Below are 17,506 nucleotides of genomic sequence, written 5' to 3'. Positions count from 1 at the left end.
AGACGGGCGAAACCGCGTCGATCAGAGCGAGAAGAGCGTTCGGTCGCTGCTGGCATCTCCCGTACGTACCCCGCCACATCCCTCACGGGCGCGAAGTGCGCCGTGCGACGACAACATTGACTCCTTTGTCGCGGAGGCGGTCGATGTGGACGGGATCAGTACCCGTGTCTACGATCACGGCATCGAACTGGGCGAGGGGCAGCATCGCGTGCAGCGCACGGCGCTCGAACTTGGTGTGATCCGCCAGAAGGATGCGGCGGTGGGAGGACTCGAACATCGCGCGTTTGACGTCGACGGTTTCCTGCGTTTGATGAAACGCGACGTCGTCCGAAATGGCCGACGTCGACATGACGAGGAGGTCTGCCCGGAGGCTCCCAATCGTCGTCGTCGTGATGCGTCCCATGTACGCGCTGCACCAGTTGTAGTACTGACCTCCGAGCCCGAGCATCGTGATGCCGTTGGCCGAGCGCAGCTCCTCCATGATCGTCAACGTGTTGGTGATCACGGTGAGCGGCTTCTTGGGCGCGAGGTGCGGGAGCAGGTGCAGAGTCGTCGTCGAGTCATCGAGCATGATCGCCTGTCCCGTCTCGATGAAATCGAGTGCGGCATGGGCGATGGCCTCCTTCTCCGCGAGCTGCCTGCTGGCTCGGTAGACATCGCTCGACTCGACGAGAGCGGATGACAGCGCCGTCGCGACGCCCCTACTCTTCCGGAGCAGGCCGCGTCCTTCGAGTTCGTCGAGATCGCGATGCACGGTCATGACGCTGATATCGAACCGCGTCGCCAAGTCTTCGATGCGCACCGCGCCGGCCGCCATGACGGCCTCGGTGATCTCCCGCTGCCTCTGGGCCTGACGACCCTGCCGGGCGTCGCCGGCGACGGCCCGCTCCTCACGCATCGTCGTCATCTCAGACCTTCCGTTTTCACGTCCTCAGCCGCGCGGCTTCATCGACGGTGCGCGCGAAGTCCTCGGGGTCGTGGGCGAAGCGCCCCATGAAGAGGCCGTCCACGCTGCTACCGAGATTGCTCAGAGACCCCGATCGCGCACTCCCTCCGTAGATTACCCACGAGTCGGTGATGCGGGGGTCCCCATCAAGGATCTCGCGTAGAGCCGCGACCACGTCTCTGACGTGGCCGGCAGGTGCCGGTTGCGGTCGACCGATCGCCCATACCGGCTCATAAGCCACGATGACTTCGCCGCGAACGGCATCATCGAGTCCGGCGAGCGCGGCCGCAAGCTGGGCCGTGCTCGCCGCCACGGCATCCTCGACTGGCCTCTCGGTTTCCTCACCGATGCAGAGGATCGGCGTCAGACCGCTCCTCGTAGCTGCGGCCAGTTTTCGCGCGACCACTTCGTCTGTCTCGCCGAAAAGTCTCCTTCGCTCCGCGTGACCCACCTCGACGAACGTGCAGCCCGCATCGAGGAGATCGGCTCCGCTCACCGCTCCCGTGTAAGCCCCGCGCTCCGCCCAGTGAAGATCCTGAGCACCGACCGCGATGGGCGTCCCCTCGAACGCATCACGCACCGCGTGGAGAGCGGGCAACGACGGCAGCGCGAAGAGTCTCACTCTGCCATCGACGACGGCCGGATGCCCCCCGACTGCGGCCGCGACACCGTGCGCCCATGCCTGGCTGGCGGCATTGTCGAGGTAGAGCTTCAGGCTGACGCCGAGGAGCAGAGGCTTGGTGGCCGGGACGACACTCGGGGGCACTGCGTCACCCACAGCTACCCGTCTGCTCGTACGAGGTCATCTCGGCAACCTTCTCTGCCGACGCCGATGTCTCGTCGAACTCGTAGTCGAGCCATTCGCGGGCGAGACGGCGGGCCAGTTCGAGGCCGACGACACGCTGCCCGAAGGTCAGTACCTGCGCGTTGTTGCTCAACACGCTCCGCTCGACGCTGAAGCTGTCGTGCGCGGTGACCGCACGAATACCCGCGACCTTGTTCGCCGCAATCGCGACCCCGAGTCCTGTGCCACACACGAGCAGAGCCCGGTCCGACAGCCCGTCGCGCACGCGCTCGGCAGCAGCGACCGCGATGCGCGGGTAAGGCGTGTGCCCCGAATCGTCCACGCCCACATCGATGACCTCGGCGACGCGGTGGTCGCTGAGCAGATCGGCCTTGAGCGCCTCCTTGTACTCGAATCCTGCGTCATCCGATCCGACGACGATTCTCCACTGGCGCGTCATGACCGCTCCTCTCTTCTGGCCGCGAGCACGACGCCCACGGCAGTCATCGCGAGGGCGAACGAGGCGGCCCCCGGGTCGGGTGTGCCGAGACTCTTCGCCACGTGCGGACGTGCGCGCCCGAGCCTGGGCACAAGGTCACTCGTCGCTTCTGCTGCGGACGTCGCATCCGACGCCGCCGCCGTCCAGGCCTCGACAGTCGGCGTACCGCTGTCGGTGTAGCGGCGCAGACTCTCGACGAACGGCACGAGAGCGTCGACGAGCGTCTTGTCGCCCACTTCCGCCTTGCCGTAGCCCTGCACCATCGCCCGGGCGGCATCCACCGCAGCAGCAAGAGCGGGGCCGTCGGGGGCCGAGGTGTCGCCGATACTCTCACCCGCGGCCCGCAGTCCCGCACCCCAGAGGGCGCCGGAGGTTCCCCCGGCTCGAAGTGCCCACGCGTCTCCGGCGAGAGCCAGAACGGTGCCTGCACCCGCGCCCGCGGTATGCGCGCTGACAGCCGCGTCCGCGGCCGCACGCGCGCCGCGCTGCATGCCGATACCGTGGTCACCGTCGCCGGCGATCGCGTCGAGACGGCCGAGTTCGTCGGCGTTTCGGTCGATGACGTCTCGGATCGCCTCGACGATGGCGACGACGCTCGCCGCGGCGGCGGCGGACTCCTCGGATGCCTCCGGCAGGGCCGCGCTGGCATCTTCGGCGATCAGGTCACCCAGAAGGTCGCTGCCCGCAACGACGGCGCCCTTGCGGTAGGCCGGTGTGTAGGCGGGCGAGGCCCAGGCGGCCTCGAGCTCGTCGTCGAGCCAGTGCAGCGTCAACGAAACACCCGCCATCTCGAAGCTCGTGGCGTACTCGCCGACCTCGGGCTCGACGACGACGACACCCGCTCTTTCGAGCTCGCGCGCGACGGTCAGATAGATGACGAAGAGTTCTTCGGCTTTAACGGCGCCGAGGCCGTTGAGAATGACAGCGACGCGGGCCCCGGCTGTCGAGGCGATGCCGTCCGGTCTCTCGCTCAGCTGTGCCTCCACGAAGAGGCGACCCAACTCGTCGGCCGTCGCGAGCGGACGTACATCGATACCCGGTTCGCCGTGGATGCCCATCCCGACACCCATCTGTCCCGCAGGGATCGTGAAAAGGGGCTCGGATGCGCCGGGGAGCGTGCAGCCCGTGAACGCCACGCCGAACGATCGGGTGCGGTCGTTCGCACGCTCAGCGATCGTGGCGACGGCATCGAGGTCGAGGCCCTGTTCGGCTGCCCACGCCGCGGCGCGGAATACTGCCAGATCGCCCGCGACGCCGCGGCGCTTGGCGCGCTCATCGGGTCCGGCGCTGTAGATGTCGTCCGTGACGCGCACCGTCCGGCACGGAATGCCCTCGGCGTTGAGCCGCGCCTCCGCCTGATCGAAGTTGAGCACGTCGCCGGCGTAGTTGCCGTAGCTGAGGAGCACTCCCGCCTCCGTTGCGACGGACTTGGCAACCGCGTACACCTGCTGCGCACTGGGCGAGGCGAAGACGTTGCCCATCGCTGCACCGTGAGCGAGTCCCGCGCCAACCAGTCCGGCGAACGCCGGGTAGTGACCGGATCCGCCGCCGATCACGACCGCCACCTGGCCGGCGGGGGTCGCCGTCGAGCGGGCGACGCCGCCCGGCACGCGACGCACGAGGGACCGGTGCACGGCAACGAAGCCGTCGGCCGACTCGTCTGCGAAGTCCGCCGGATCGTTGAGGACGTAGCTCATGGGAGTTCTTTCCGAAGTCTGGGGTGGGACAGGGGCGGATGCCACGAGGCATCCGCCCCTGTCGTGGCGTCGCAGAACGACGCCGGTACTCGTTCAGTGGTCAGCCGGAGTAGGTAAACGGGCCGGTCATGTTGGCGACGTTCTCCTGGGTGATCAGGATGCAGTCGAAGGACTGCTTCTCCGTCTCGGGGGCGTTGCCCGTACGAATGAATTCGTCGGCGAGCACAACGGCCTCTTTCGCGAACACGGCGACAGGCTGCAGCACCGTGTACGCCATCTCTCCGGAAGTAACCGCGGCGACCGCATCAGGGTTGCCGTCGAAACCGCCCACAACGACGCCCTCGAGTTTGCCCGCTTCCTTCAGCGCCGCGATCGCGCCGAGCGCCATCTCGTCGTTGCCGGAGATCACACCGTTGATGTCGGGGTTCGCCTGCATGAGTGCCTGCGTCTTGTTGCGGCCCTCGGTGCGATCCCAGTTCGCAACTTCTTCGCCGACCTCCACCAGATCGGGGTACTGACTGATGACGGTTGAGAAGCCGTTTGAGCGGGTCTGGGCGTTGTTGTCGGAGGGCGCACCGAACAGCTCGATGTAGTTGCCCGCCTCGGCCATCCGCGTGACCCATTCCTGAGCGCCGATGGCCGCACCCTGCGCGTTGTTGGACACGAGCTGCGCCTTCGCGATTCCCGACTCGTTGATCTCGGCGTTGACCAAGAACACCGGGATACCGGCGGCGTCAGCCTTTTGCACGGCGGCGATCGAGCCGTCGGCGTTTGCGGGGTCGAGGATGATCGCCACGGAGTTGTTCGAGATGGCGGTGTCAATCAGGGTGTTCTCGGTGTTCGTGTCGCCCTTGTGGGCACCGACGACCGCTTCGTAGCCGAGTTCGATCGCGGCAGCCTCGGCGACGTCGCCCTCGGTCTTCCAGTAGGGGTTGGCCGGGTCGTTGACGATGATCGTGATGAGGCCGCCGGCCTCGCCACCGCCGCCTTCACTGCTCGCCGATTCGGATCCGCTCCCGGCGCCGCCGGCGCATGCGGTGAGAGCGAGTGCTAGTGCGCCGGTGGCCGCGAGGGCGGCCAGAGCCTTCTTTCGCATCATGTGATGTGTCCTTTTCTTGAGTGGTCGGCAGCGTTCTTTGATGCCGACTGTTCGCGGTCAGGCGGTGGCGGCCGGAGCCGCCGTATCCTGTCCCGACGTCTGGGTGGGCGCTCCGGCCTTCGGCGTAGGAGCGGAGGTAGTGGGCGCCTTTCGGCGGCGACCGTACTGCAGCGTGTTCAGCAGGACCGCCAAGATGATGACCGAGCCGATCAGCACCATCTGCCAGTACGACGACACCCCGACGATCACGAGGCCGTCACCGAGGAAGCCGATGACGAAGGCCCCGAGGAGAGTGCCACGCACGTTCCCGCGGCCACCGGTGAGTGCTGCGCCACCGATGACGACAGCGGCGATGGCGGTGAGTTCGTAGGTGTTGCCGGCCGTGGGGCTCGCACTGGTCAGGGTCGATGCCAGGATGAGCCCGGCAATGGAGGCACAGATGCCCGAGATGACATACACCCAGATCTTGACCTTGCGCACCGGCACCCCCGACAGTTCGGCGGCGCGCTCGTTGCCGCCCGAGGCGTAGAGCCAGCGACCGAACTTCGTCCGTCCGAGGACGAAGCCGAGGATCAGAGCGACGATTCCCATAATGATGACGCCGATGGGGATGCCGAGGATGCGGTTGAACCCGAGCCAGTCGAAGCCGGTGTTGCCGAGCTCCGGGTCTCCGGCGAGGTCGTTGACCGTGAGACCGTTGGTCATCAACAACGCAAGGCCGCGCACGACGTAGAGCATGCCGAGAGTTGCCACGAACGGCGCGACTTTGAACTTCGCGATCAGGATGCCGTTGACGAAGCCGACCGCAGCTCCGACGCCGCACGAGAGCAACACCACGACGGGAACGCTGGGGAACAGGATGATTCCGAAGAAGTTGATCGGTACACCCTGTAGGAGGAATCCCGCGATGACGGCTGAGAAGCCGAGTGTGGAGCCGACCGACAGGTCAATTCCGCCGTTGAGGATCACCATGAGCATGCCCAGGCCCAGCAGCGCGTAGATCGCGACGTGCGAGGCCATGATGAGCAGGTTCTCAACGGTCAGATAGTTGGGCGTCAGCAGTGAGAACACCACGATGATGAGGATGAGCGCAACGAACGCACGGCCTTCGAGAAGGAGCTTCGCGACGGAGAACTTCTTCTTGTTCTCGATGATGGTGTTGGTGGTCGTGGTCGTCATTGTCCGGTCCAATCTGGGTTCAGGCGGCCGCGGCCTCGCCCGAGGCGGCCATGATCATGTCTTTGGTGACGTCGGGTGTGAACTCGGCCGAGATCTGTCCGCGACGCATCACGATGATCCGGTGGGCGATGCTCAGGCATTCGCCGACCTCAGAGGTCGAGTAGACGACCGCAAGACCCTGGCGGGCTCGCTCGGCGAGAAGGCGGAAGACCTCGCCTTTGGCGCCGACGTCGATGCCTCGGCTGGGTTCATCCAGGAGCATGACGCGGGGGTTTGTCGCGATGATCTTCCCGATGACGACCTTCTGCTGGTTGCCACCGGACAGTGCGCCGATCGGGAGCTCAGGCCCGGGGGTCTTGACGGTGACCGCAGAGATGAGTTCCTTCGAACGGGACTTCTCGAGACGCCTCGAGATGACTCCGCGCACGAGGCTGTCGTCGAGACTCGCGAGCGTGAGGTTCGTGCCGACGTCGAACGTCTGAACCAGTCCGTCACGCTGTCGGTCCTCGGGCACAAGGCCGATTCCCGACGCGATCCGCTCGGCGATCGAATCGCCCAGAATCGATCGCCCCTCCAGGACGATGTCTCCTGATGCGATCCCCCCTTTTCCCGCGATCGACTCGAGGAGCTCGGTGCGCCCCGCACCCATCAACCCGTAGATACAGACGATCTCGCCGGCACGCACATCGAGGTTCAACCCGCTGACGATCGCACGTTCGGGGTTTTCCGGGTCGAGAACCGTCAGGCCTTGCACGCTGAGGGCGACCTCGCCGAACTCGTATCCCTCGGGAGGTGAACCGAGGTCGAAGTTGTCGCCCACCATGTTGCGGACGATCCATTCGAGGTCGATACCGCTGCGCTCCCCGCGCGCGGTCATCGTGCCATCTCGAAGGACAACCGCGTGGTCAGTGACTTCGAGTGCCTCTTCGAGGTGGTGGGAGATGTAGACGATCGCCACCCCGCGGGCGAGCAGGTCACGGATGACCCCGAACAGCACCTCGACCTCGGCGGCGGCCAAAGCAGAAGTCGGTTCGTCCATGATCAGGATCCGCGAGTTCGCCGACAACGCCCGGGCGATCTCGATAATCTGCTGCTGGCCGACCCGCAGGTCGGCAACCAGGGTGTCGGGATCGATGGGCATCTGCAGCTCAGCGAGCAGGGACCGCGCCTGCCGAGCCTCTTCCGCGAAATCGACACCGAAGGGACCTGTGAGCTCACGCCCCATGAAGATGTTGTCTCGCACGGAGAGGTTGGGCGCGAGGCTCAGTTCCTGATGGATGATCGAGATTCCGCGATCACGCGCGTCGTTCGTCGACCCGAAGACCACCGACTCGCTGTCTAGCACGATCTCGCCGGATGTCGGCTGCTCGACGCCGGAGAGAATCTTCATGAGCGTCGACTTACCCGCGCCGTTCTCGCCGAACAGGGTCGTGACGGTACCCTTGCGGATCTCGAAGTTCACGCCCTTGAGCGCCCGGGTTCCCCCGTAGTTCTTCACGATGTTTCGGGCCTCGAGCACCACCTCGTCGAAGCTCTCTCCGCCGCTCATCGGACCGACAGCTCCACGGGAGTCACGAGCCAGCCGGCGGGATTCACGAGCGTGAACGCTCCGGTGACCTCGATCGTCTGGCCTGCGAGGGCGGTGGTGTCGACGTCTGCGAGAACGAGCGTCTTGAGCTCGTCGTTGAGCGCCGCAGCGGCGTTCTGGTAGTCGATCTGATTCTTGAACTGGCCGAACTGGATCTCGCCGGTGGCATCGCGCAGCTCAGTACCGTTGATGGCAGGGCCGGTCTGCACACGAATGAGAAGGTCTTCGGGGATGCCTTCGACCTGCACGGGGTAGATGCCCGACTGGCCTTCGCCGACGACACCGCTGAAGGTGACACTGTAGACGGGACCGCCCGAGCTGGCGATGGCGTACTCGGCTGCCGCGGCATCGGTGTCTGCCGCGATTGCATCCGCGAGTGTCGCGGCGTCAACCGCGCGGTCGATGATCCCCTCCTGGACGGTGGGGAAGTTCTCGGCTCCGAAGGTAGCGGGGTCGAATTCGACGTTGCCCTGTGCGAGCGGGTCGTCGCTGGGGACGACCTTGGTACCAAGCACGATACCGAGAACGACGAGCGCGATCACGCCGATCCAGATGCCGCGCTTCGCGCCTTGCCCGAGCTTTTTGCGTCTGGAGTTCGTGTCTGTCGCCACGGTCACAGCAGCACCTTCGACTCGGCGTCGTTCGGGCGAATCTGGAGCTTCCGGCCTTCGCCGCGACGGAACATCTCCAGCGCCAGCTCGTAGTCATCGAGCGTGAAGGAGTGGCTGATCATGGCCTTCGCGTTGATCGCACCGGCTTCGAACAGTTCCACGGCACGACCGAACGAGTTGAGAACGGCCATCGTGCCCACGATGGAGATCTCGTCGCGGTAGACGCGGAAGGGCGAGAACTGTGCGGTGCGGTCGGCGGGAGCGACGCCGAAATCCTGGAAGAATCCGGCCGGCTTCACTCGAGTGAGACCGTCTTCGATGGCGCGGATGTTGCCGGTGCAGTCGATCACGACGTCCCACTTCTCGCGGGTGGCATCGTCGGCCGAGGTGTAGCGCAACGCGATGCCGCACTCTTCAGCTGTTTTGAGACGCTCAGCGTTGAGGTCGACGATCGTGACCGTCGACGCGCCCGCCTTCGAGGCGAGCTGCGCCATGAGCAGCCCCATCGTGCCGGCACCGTAGACGAGAACGTGGTCACCGAGGCGACGGGGTAGCACGTCCCATCCGCGGATGGCGCACGCGAGCGGCTCGATCAGCGCGGCCTCGTAGAGGTCGGTCTCGGGCTTGAGTTTGTAGACGTTGGCGGCCGGCGCCGTGAAGTACTGCTGTGACGCGCCGTCGGAGGCAACGACCCCGAGGCCGTTCCAGAAGCGGCAGAGGTTCGAGTGCCCGTTCAGGCAGAACTCGCACTCACCACATGTCGTGCTGGGGTTGACGGCGACATGGTCGCCGATGGCGAAGTCGAAGACCCCGCTGTTCACGCCCTCGCCGAGGGCGATGATCGTCCCGGTCGCCTCGTGGCCGGGAACGAGCGGGAAGATCGTTCCCTCGAACTCTCCGTCGAAAACGTGAGTGTCGGTGCCGCAGATACCCACGGCCGCAGTCTCGATCAGGATTTCCTTGTACCCCGGGACGGGGGTGGGCCGCTCTTCCAGGGCCAACTCACCCTCGGAGGTGAATACTACTGCGCGCATCATTGCATCCCTTCGCCGCCCTCGTCGGCGGCTACCCTCATGTTATCTTTATGTGATCTTGAACGATGATCACGTTAGAATCACCATAGGTACATGATGCGGCGATGTCAACAGGCACCCGTAGAGCTTCGAAGGAGAGGTGGACCCGGTGTCGGATTTGCGTTGGGACGAAATCGATCGGCGCGCGGTGGATACCGCCCGGATTCTTGCGGCGGATGCCGTGGAGAAGGTCGGCAATGGTCACCCGGGTACGGCGATGAGCCTCGCCCCGGTGGCCTACCTGCTCTATCAGCGAGTGCTGCAGCACGACCCGGCGGATGCGGATTGGCTGGGTCGCGACCGGTTCGTCCTGTCGGTCGGTCACTCATCACTCACGCAGTATGTGCAGCTGTACCTGGGCGGATTCGGGCTCGAGCTCGATGACCTGAAGGCGCTGCGCACGTGGGGGTCGCTCACTCCCGGTCATCCGGAGTTCGGGCACACGAAGGGCGTGGAGATCACGACCGGTCCCCTGGGCCAGGGTCTGGCTTCTGCCGTCGGATTCGCGTACGCGTCGCGCTACGAGCGAGGGCTTTTCGATCCGGATGCCGCGGCAGGCACGTCTCCATTCGATCACTTCGTGTACGCGATCGCAGGTGACGGCGATCTCCAAGAGGGAGTGACAGCGGAGGCATCGTCTCTTGCCGGTCACCAGGAGCTCGGCAACCTGATCGCGATCTACGACTCCAATCAGATCTCGATCGAGGACGACACGAACGTCGCGTTCACCGAGGACGTCGCCCAGCGCTACAGGTCCTACGGCTGGGACGTGCGGGTCGTGGACTGGAAGAAGACCGATGTGTACGTCGAGGACGTCGCCGACTTGAACGACGCGCTCGAGGCGGCGCGAGCGGAGACCTCGAAGCCGTCGCTGATCATCCTTCGCACCATCATCGGATGGCCCTCGCCGGGCAAGCAGAACACGGGCAAGATCCATGGCGCGGCGCTGGGTGGCGACGAACTGGCCGCGACGAAGAGAGTGCTCGGGTTCGACCCCGAGCGGTCGTTCTTCGTCGCCGACGACGTCATCGCCCACACGCGCGGGCTCGCGGCGCGCGCCGCCGACGCTCGCGAAGAATGGCAAGCGGGCTTCGACACGTGGGCATCTGCGAACCCGGAACGCAAGGCACTTCTGGATCGCCTCGAGGCTCAGTCACTCCCCCACGGGATCGACGAGGCGCTGCCATCTTTTGAGCCAGGAAAGGACCTGTCCACGCGAGCAGCATCCGGTGTCGTCATCAATGCGCTTGCCGAGGAAATGCCCGAACTGTGGGGAGGATCTGCCGACCTTGCCGAATCGAATCTCACCACGATCAAGAGCGCGAAGTCGTTCATCCCGACGCAGTGGTCCACTCACGAGTGGTCGGGGGACCCGTACGGACGGGTGCTCCATTTCGGCATCCGCGAGCACGCCATGGGCGCGATCATCAATGGCATAGTGCTGCACGGCCCGACGCGCGCTTTCGGCGGGACGTTCCTCATCTTCAGCGACTATATGCGCCCCGCCGTGCGGCTCGCAGCGCTCATGAACATTCCCTCGATCTTCGTCTGGACGCACGATTCCCTGGCCCTCGGCGAGGACGGACCGACGCATCAGCCGATCGAGCAGCTGGCGACCCTCCGCGCCATCCCGAACTTCACGGTACTGCGCCCGGCGGATGCGAATGAAACCGCGGCCGCCTGGCTCGAGATACTCCGCCGCCATGACGGACCGACCGGTATCGCGTTGACACGACAGAACGTTCCGGTCTTCCCCCGAGGCGATGCCGGGTTCGCGACCGTCGACGGTGTCGCGAAAGGTGCCTACACGCTCATCGACGCACCGAACGGTGCGCCCGATGTCATTCTCGTCGCGACGGGCTCCGAAGTGCAGCTCGCCGTCGCCGCTCGGGCGACCCTGGCCGACGAAGGAATCGGTGCGCGCGTCGTATCGGCACCGTCGCTCGAATGGTTCGCAGAACAGGATGCCGCCTACCGCGAGTCGGTGCTTCCTGCGGCCGTCAAGGCTCGTGTGTCGGTCGAGGCCGGCATCGCACTCCCCTGGCGGGACATCGTCGGCGATGCCGGACGGTCCGTGTCGGTCGAGCACTTCGGCGCTTCGGCCGACCACAAAACCCTGTTCCAGCGGTACGGCATCACAGTCGAAGCGGTCGTCGACGCCGCGCGCGAAACCCTCAGTGCGTCAACGGAGGATGTCGCGTGATCCCCCGGAAGATGAGAGCGAGTGTGCTCATGGCACCCGGCCGCATCGAGCTCGACGAGCGCCCGGTGCCGACTCCAGCACCCGATGGGGTGCTCGTGCAGGTGACGGCTGTCGGGGTATGCGGGTCGGACGTGCACTTCTACCGCGACGGTCACCTCGGCGACTGGATCGTCGACGAGCCCCTTGTGCTCGGCCACGAGTCGGGGGGCACGATCGTCGCAGTCGGGACAGCGGTCGATCGGAGTCGGCTCGGCGAGCGGGTTTCGATCGAGCCGCAGCATCCATCACCGGGCTCGCGTGAAACGTTGCGCGGGGACTACAACCTCGATCCGCACATGTCGTTCTATGCAGTGCCCGGCACCGACGGTGCGTTTCAAGAGTTCGTCACGATTCAAAGCCACTTCGCGCATGCGGTGCCCGATCGAGTGAGCGACCACGCCGCAGCCCTGATGGAGCCGTTGTCCGTCGCGATCGCCACGGCACGCAAAGCGGGGTTCGCCCCCGGCCAGCGCGTGCTCATCACGGGGGCGGGCCCAGTCGGGATCGCCATCGCGCAGGTCGCCCGGGCGTACGGCGTTGCCGAGATCATCGTGTCCGACGTCGCCGCAGCGCGACGGGACGCAGCCCTGACTTTCGGTGCGACCGCGGTGTTCGATCCGATCGCGGAAGGCGACCACGACATCACCGATGTCGATGCCTTCGTCGACGCCTCCGGCGCGGCCGCCGCCGTACGCACCGGTATCGGCGCGCTCCGCCCTGGCGGCCGGGCAGTGCTCGTGGGCATGGGTCTTCCTGAGATCCCCCTGCCGGTCACGACCATTCAGAACCGAGAGCTCGTCGTGACCGGAGTCTTCCGCTACGCGAACACGTGGCCGACCGCGATCACGCTTGTCACGAAGGGGCTTGTCGACCTTGATCGCATGGTGACAGGCACATTCGGGCTCGCCGACGTGCAGGCTGCCCTCGAATCGACGAGCGCCGCCACGACGCTAAAGTCGGTCGTCGAACCCGGACGCTGACCCGATCGGGAGCGCGCCGTCGTCGGCGATGCACTCCCGCACGATCTGAGACAGGTGGATGGCGCGATCGTCAACGCCGCCGGGCGTTGTCATCGGGGCGGGGATGTATCCGAAGGCGAGGTCATACATCGGATCGGCGAACGCCAACGCACCGCCGGCTCCGTCATGACCGAACGCCTGGTAGCTGCCGAACAGCATTCTGGGCTGAGGCTTCATGCAGACCACGCCGAAACTCATCTCGTCATCTACCACAACATCGTGGCCGCTCATCCGCAACTGGGCCATCCGCGCGAGAACTTCTCGGCTAACGAACGGTTCGCCGAGGTGACCGAGCGCCGCGGCGTACAGACGAGCGAGCCCGCGGGCCGAGCCGGTGCCGCCTGCCGCGGCCGGTCCCCCACGCCGAACGGCACGCGATCTCGGATCGGCCGCCGCTGGAAGTTGTTGCCCTCGGTCAGCTCGACCGGACCGGCGAGCGGCGCCGGAAATCGACCCGCAAGACGTCGGGCGTGTGCGCGCAGGTCGCGCTCATCGATGCAACAGATGGCTAGCCGCCGTCACCGATTTCGATGACGTGATCGCGGTTGGCCATTCGCGATAGGGCAGCCAGCGGCTCGCCCTTCGACCCGGTGCAGATCATCACGACCTGGTCGTCGGGGAGCTTCTCCAGCTTCTTCAAGTCCACGAGGATCCCGTCGGGGACCCGCAAGTAGCCGAGTTCGTTCGCGATGCCCATGTTGCGGACCATCGAGCGACCGACAAAAGCGACCTTACGCCCGTGCAACTCGGCCGCATCGAGGATTTGCTGGATCCGATGCACGTGGCTCGCGAAGCTGGAGACGATGATGCGACGCGGCGCCGTGCGAAAAACTTCGTCGATCGCGGGCATCAGGTCCCGCTCACCGGTCGTGAATCCGGGGACCTCGGCGTTGGTCGAGTCGACCATGAACAGGTCGACTCCTTCCCTGCCGAGCTGCGCGAAACCGGCCAGGTCGGTGATGCGACGGTCCAGGGGGAACTGGTCCATCTTGAAGTCGCCCGTGTGCAGCACCAGACCGGCGGTCGTGCGAATGGCGATCGCCAAGCCATCCGGAATGGAGTGGTTCACCGCGAAGAACTCGAGATCGAAGGGACCCGTCGGGTGGCGATCACCCTCGGCGACCTCGATCATCGGGGGCGAGAGACGGTGCTCCTTGAGTTTCGCGGCGACGAACGTGAGCGTCAGACGCGAGCCGATGATCGGGATGTCTCCGCGTTCGCGTAGAAGATACGGGAGTGCTCCGATGTGATCCTCGTGCCCGTGCGTCAGCACAATTGCCGTGATGTCGTGCAAGCGGTTTCGAATGGCGGTGAAGTCGGGAAGGATGACGTCGATATCCGGGTGCATGTCTTCGGGAAAAGCACACCGCAGTCGACGATGAGCAGGCGCCCGTTGTGGTCGAAGACGGTCATGTTGCGACCCACTTCTCAGAGGCCGTCGAGGGCAAAGATCCTGAGCCCGCCGTCGGCAAGCGGCGGCGGCGCGGGCAGGTCGAGTTGGTGCATGAGTTTTCCGTTCGTGTGGCGCGTGGTGCCCGATTGTTCGGAGCGACGGTGCGGGTCAGTGTCCGCCGCCGAGGCCACCGCTCAGGCGTCCGTGCATGAGCGATGTGGCTTCGTTCATGCCCTCGAGAATGACGCGCTTGCCCTGGTGCTCGTACTTCGTCACGATCGCGTCGAGTGCGGCGACGGTCGATGCGTCCCAGATGTGCGAGTTGGACATGTCGATGATGACACGCTCGGGGTCGTGCGTGTATTCGAACTGAGTCGTGAGGTCGTTGCTCGAGGCGAAGAAAAGTTCTCCGTCGACCGTGTAGCGCACCGTGGGGACGGATGCTTCCTTGTCGGTCTTGCGGGTCACCGAGACGAAGTGCGCAACCCGGCGGGCGAAAAGCACCATTGCCGCGAGAACACCCGCGCCGACGCCGACCGCGAGGTTGTGAGTCCAGACAGTGATGACGACGGTGAGGAGCATGATTGCTGTCTCGCTCTTCGGCATCCGCTTCAACGTCGAAAGGCGGATGCTGTGCCAATCGAACGTAGCGACCGAAACGACGATCATCACGGCGACGAGGGCTGCCATCGGGATGGCACCGACAACCGGTCCGAGAGCGAGGATCAGCACGAGCACAAAGACTCCCGCCATGAAGGTAGAGATGCGGGTGCGTGCGCCGGATGCCTTCACGTTGATCAATGTCTGGCCGATCATCGCGCAACCGCCCATTCCGCCGAACGCGCCAGAGAGGATGTTCGCTGCGCCCTGACCGAAGGCCTCGCGGGTCTTGCGCGAGTGCGTATCGGTGAAGTCGTCGACGACCTTCGCGGTCATGAGTGACTCCAGGATCCCGACGACAGCCATCGCCGCGGCGTAGGGAGCAATGATCCCCAGGGTTTCGAGATTGAGTGGCACCACCGGGAAGAACAACTCCGGCAGGCTCTGGGGCAGGTCTCCCTGGTCGCCGACGGTCGGGACGTTCAGCGCGAAGACAACGGCCGCGGCGGTGAGCAGGACGATGGCGACGAGCGGTGCCGGGATGACCTTGGTCCAGAGCGGCATCAGGTACATGATCAGCAGGCCGATGACGACGAGCGGGTAGACGAGCCAGGGCACGTCGATCAGTTGGGGGAATTGTGACGTGAAGATCAGGATGGCGAGCGCGTTGACGAATCCCACCATGACCGAACGCGGGATGAATCGCATCAGCTTCGCCACACCGAGGGCGGCGAACATGATCTGGATGACCCCGCCGAGGAGGACCGTGGCGATGAAGTAGTCCATGCCGTACTCACGCGCGACCGGGGCGATGACGAGGGCGATCGCACCAGTGGCCGCGGTGATCATCGCGGGGCGGCCGCCGAGAAAGGCGATCGACACACACATCACGAAGGAGGAGAACAAGCCCACACGCGGGTCGACACCGGCGATCAGTGAGAACGCGATCGCCTCGGGGATCAGCGCGATCGAAACGACGAGGCCAGCAAGAACCTCGCGGGTCAGGATGCGGGGGCTGCGAAGAGCCTGCATCACGGTGGGTTCGATGCGGTAACGGGATCTGGGGTCTTGCACAGGGATGACGTCAGTCACAAGCGCTCCTGAGGATTCGGGATGGTAGGTGGGAGCGCAGCGTTGCGCGGTCGCCGACACGGTCGACGGGAGAAGGTGGGAGATTCTGGTTCGCGAAACAGGAATCTTCCACAACCCTACCGTAACGTTAGGTTTAGTCGCCTCGTCATCTCCAGGAGTGACGGGGGTAGACCCCTCGTCATCTCGCGGGAGCGAGCTGGACGTGATCCGCGCGGCCGCTCAAGAACGCAAGCAACACCTGCTCGACCACATGCAGGTCGCCGACGAGTTCTTGGATCAGCTCGACGACTTGTGAGCGGTCGCGCCCGGAACGGCACCACGCGTCGGGGTACGCACGATCACCGCGAGAACCGCGACGACGATCGGGATGCTTGCCGACCACGCGGCTGGCACGGAAAGATTGCCGCTCAAATCTTCCCCGAGCGCCAGCGCGTACGGGCCGAGTGAGGACGCTACCAGGCTGACGGATATCGCGAGTCCGCGGATCGAACCGATATGGGTGACACCGAAGTATCGAACAAACGAGGCTGCCTCCATCCCGCGGAGCGCGCCGCCCGCCAACCCCAGCACGAGGCCGTAGACGAGCGCCAAGACGCCGGGCTGGACAACCCCGACGAGTAACAGGGAAGCGGCCATCGCGACCATCGGAGCAACGATGAAGATCCGCGGGTTGAAGCGATCGATGAGTGCGCCCACCGCGAGCGTCGCCAGGAGAGCCGTGACGGTTTGCGGAAGGAAGTTCGCGGCGGCTTCGAGTGGAGTCAACCCGCGCTCCCCAAGCAGCGCGATCTGGTGGAATGCCAGCGCCGTGCCAAGCATCGAGGTGGAGGAGATCGCGGCGGTGAGCACCCAGAACATTCCGGTCCGCCGCGCCTGACCGCTAGTGAAGCCGCCGACGATGAGCGTTCCCGTGTCCGTCCGGGTGGGGTCCGGCTCGATCGAGGCCGGTCGCGGCAGCACGAGAGCCAAGGGCACGGCGATGATCAGTACAGCGAGAGCCTCGATCCGCCAGGCCCACCCAATGCCGACTGCCGCCACGAGCCGCTCCAGGAGCACCGGCGCAAGCGAGATGCCGGCCGAACCGATCGCGCCACTGATTCCGAGCGCCAGCCCGCGTCGCCGCCGCACGATCTGGGCGACGGCTGTGCTGGACGCCAGGCCCAATGCCCCCTGGCCGAACATCCGGACACCGACGTAGCCGACCGTGAGACCGACGATGTCCTGAACGAAGCTGAGGCCCACCAAGGTGAGCGCGAACACCACGGCGATCGCGATGATCACGCGTCGAACGTCCCACCGGTCCATGAGGCGACCCAGAATAGGCTGTACCGTCGCCCCCACGAGCGTCCCGATCAGATAACTCAACGACAACAACGTGCGGTCGATGCCGAGTTGGTCAAGAAGGGGATCGGTGAAGACGGCCAGTCCGGCCGTCTGGCCGGGAAAGGTCATCGCCGAGAGCCCGCCGCCAGCGAGAACCGGGACGATCCAGCTGCGCCGCGACGGCGTCACGGGAGCTCCGGAAGAGCGTGCAGTGGGCGTGACGTCCTCCTGATCGATGATGCCGCCGACATCTCCGACGTGATCCGGAGCGTTAGCGCAGAAATCTACCGTAACGTGAGATTTGACCACGCGGGCGGCGACCACCACCCCGACGAAGGATCCGAGAAGATCGGAGATCACG

The 17,506-nt window shown here is 65.4% G+C and carries 16 protein-coding genes; 3 read left to right on the top strand and 13 right to left on the bottom strand.

Going from position 1 to position 17,506, the window contains the following annotated elements:
• Window positions 1-82: 82 nt before the first annotated feature.
• The 9 genes from ACXZ1E_RS11465 to ACXZ1E_RS11425 form a co-directional block, all read right to left on the bottom strand.
• Complete coding sequence (locus ACXZ1E_RS11465) at window positions 83-907, bottom strand: DeoR/GlpR family DNA-binding transcription regulator (RefSeq protein ID WP_458040616.1); 825 nt, start codon at window positions 905-907, stop codon at window positions 83-85.
• A 16-nt stretch (window positions 908-923) separates the two neighbouring features.
• Window positions 924-1,724 carry a triose-phosphate isomerase family protein gene (locus tag ACXZ1E_RS11460; protein ID WP_458040615.1) on the bottom strand — a complete coding sequence of 267 codons (801 nt, stop codon included), beginning with the start codon at window positions 1,722-1,724 and terminating at the stop codon, window positions 924-926.
• On the bottom strand, window positions 1,717-2,190 hold the full coding sequence (locus ACXZ1E_RS11455) for a ribose-5-phosphate isomerase (RefSeq protein WP_458040614.1): 474 nt from the start codon (window positions 2,188-2,190) through the stop codon (window positions 1,717-1,719). The genes ACXZ1E_RS11460 and ACXZ1E_RS11455 overlap by 8 nt, the downstream gene beginning before the upstream one ends.
• Window positions 2,187-3,926 (bottom strand): dihydroxyacetone kinase family protein, encoded by a 1,740-nt coding sequence (locus tag ACXZ1E_RS11450; protein ID WP_458040613.1) that lies wholly within the window; start codon window positions 3,924-3,926, stop codon window positions 2,187-2,189. The genes ACXZ1E_RS11455 and ACXZ1E_RS11450 overlap by 4 nt, the downstream gene beginning before the upstream one ends.
• Window positions 3,927-4,026: 100 nt before the next feature.
• Window positions 4,027-5,025 carry a substrate-binding domain-containing protein gene (locus ACXZ1E_RS11445; protein WP_458040612.1) on the bottom strand — a complete coding sequence of 333 codons (999 nt, stop codon included), beginning with the start codon at window positions 5,023-5,025 and terminating at the stop codon, window positions 4,027-4,029.
• A 57-nt stretch (window positions 5,026-5,082) separates the two neighbouring features.
• Window positions 5,083-6,204 (bottom strand): ABC transporter permease, encoded by a 1,122-nt coding sequence (locus ACXZ1E_RS11440; protein WP_458040611.1) that lies wholly within the window; start codon window positions 6,202-6,204, stop codon window positions 5,083-5,085.
• 19 nt (window positions 6,205-6,223) lie between these two features.
• Complete coding sequence (locus ACXZ1E_RS11435) at window positions 6,224-7,753, bottom strand: sugar ABC transporter ATP-binding protein (RefSeq protein WP_458040610.1); 1,530 nt, start codon at window positions 7,751-7,753, stop codon at window positions 6,224-6,226.
• Window positions 7,750-8,409 (bottom strand): DUF2291 family protein, encoded by a 660-nt coding sequence (locus ACXZ1E_RS11430; protein WP_458040609.1) that lies wholly within the window; start codon window positions 8,407-8,409, stop codon window positions 7,750-7,752. The genes ACXZ1E_RS11435 and ACXZ1E_RS11430 overlap by 4 nt, the downstream gene beginning before the upstream one ends.
• Window positions 8,406-9,437 (bottom strand): zinc-dependent alcohol dehydrogenase family protein, encoded by a 1,032-nt coding sequence (locus ACXZ1E_RS11425; RefSeq protein ID WP_458040608.1) that lies wholly within the window; start codon window positions 9,435-9,437, stop codon window positions 8,406-8,408. The genes ACXZ1E_RS11430 and ACXZ1E_RS11425 overlap by 4 nt, the downstream gene beginning before the upstream one ends.
• A gap of 148 nt (window positions 9,438-9,585) precedes the next feature.
• Between ACXZ1E_RS11425 and tkt the strand changes: the two genes are divergently transcribed.
• Window positions 9,586-11,679: a transketolase gene (gene tkt, locus ACXZ1E_RS11420; RefSeq protein ID WP_458040607.1), complete on the top strand. Its 2,094-nt coding sequence runs from the start codon at window positions 9,586-9,588 to the stop codon at window positions 11,677-11,679.
• Complete coding sequence (locus ACXZ1E_RS11415; protein ID WP_458351951.1) at window positions 11,676-12,698, top strand: NAD(P)-dependent alcohol dehydrogenase; 1,023 nt, start codon at window positions 11,676-11,678, stop codon at window positions 12,696-12,698. The genes tkt and ACXZ1E_RS11415 overlap by 4 nt, the downstream gene beginning before the upstream one ends.
• On the opposite strand, the gene ACXZ1E_RS11410 is transcribed toward ACXZ1E_RS11415, so the two are convergent.
• From ACXZ1E_RS11410 to ACXZ1E_RS11400, 3 genes are all read right to left on the bottom strand, one after another.
• Complete coding sequence (locus tag ACXZ1E_RS11410) at window positions 12,669-13,187, bottom strand: serine hydrolase (protein WP_458042923.1); 519 nt, start codon at window positions 13,185-13,187, stop codon at window positions 12,669-12,671. The two genes, ACXZ1E_RS11415 and ACXZ1E_RS11410, sit on opposite strands and share 30 nt — an antisense overlap.
• Window positions 13,188-13,245: 58 nt before the next feature.
• Entirely contained in the window at window positions 13,246-14,085 is an 840-nt protein-coding gene (locus tag ACXZ1E_RS11405) for a ribonuclease J (protein ID WP_458351950.1), read from the bottom strand.
• 213 nt (window positions 14,086-14,298) lie between these two features.
• The gene (locus ACXZ1E_RS11400) at window positions 14,299-15,762 is read right to left on the bottom strand and encodes a SulP family inorganic anion transporter (RefSeq protein ID WP_458042922.1); all 1,464 of its coding nucleotides are present in this window, start codon (window positions 15,760-15,762) and stop codon (window positions 14,299-14,301) included.
• Window positions 15,763-15,979: 217 nt separating this feature from the next.
• Here ACXZ1E_RS11400 and ACXZ1E_RS11395 point away from each other — a divergent pair, with 217 nt between their 5' ends.
• Window positions 15,980-16,117, top strand: coding sequence for a hypothetical protein (locus ACXZ1E_RS11395; RefSeq protein ID WP_458040606.1), 138 nt, complete (start codon window positions 15,980-15,982; stop codon window positions 16,115-16,117).
• Here ACXZ1E_RS11395 and ACXZ1E_RS11390 read toward each other — a convergent pair.
• Window positions 16,099-17,505 carry an MFS transporter gene (locus ACXZ1E_RS11390; RefSeq protein ID WP_458040605.1) on the bottom strand — a complete coding sequence of 469 codons (1,407 nt, stop codon included), beginning with the start codon at window positions 17,503-17,505 and terminating at the stop codon, window positions 16,099-16,101. The genes ACXZ1E_RS11395 and ACXZ1E_RS11390 overlap by 19 nt on opposite strands.
• Window position 17,506: the final 1 nt, after the last annotated feature.

The sequence above is a fragment of the Pacificispira sp. HM-600 genome (assembly GCF_977993705.1).
Note: the sequence above shows the minus strand (reverse complement) of the source record. Positions and strands in the feature narration are given on the sequence as shown.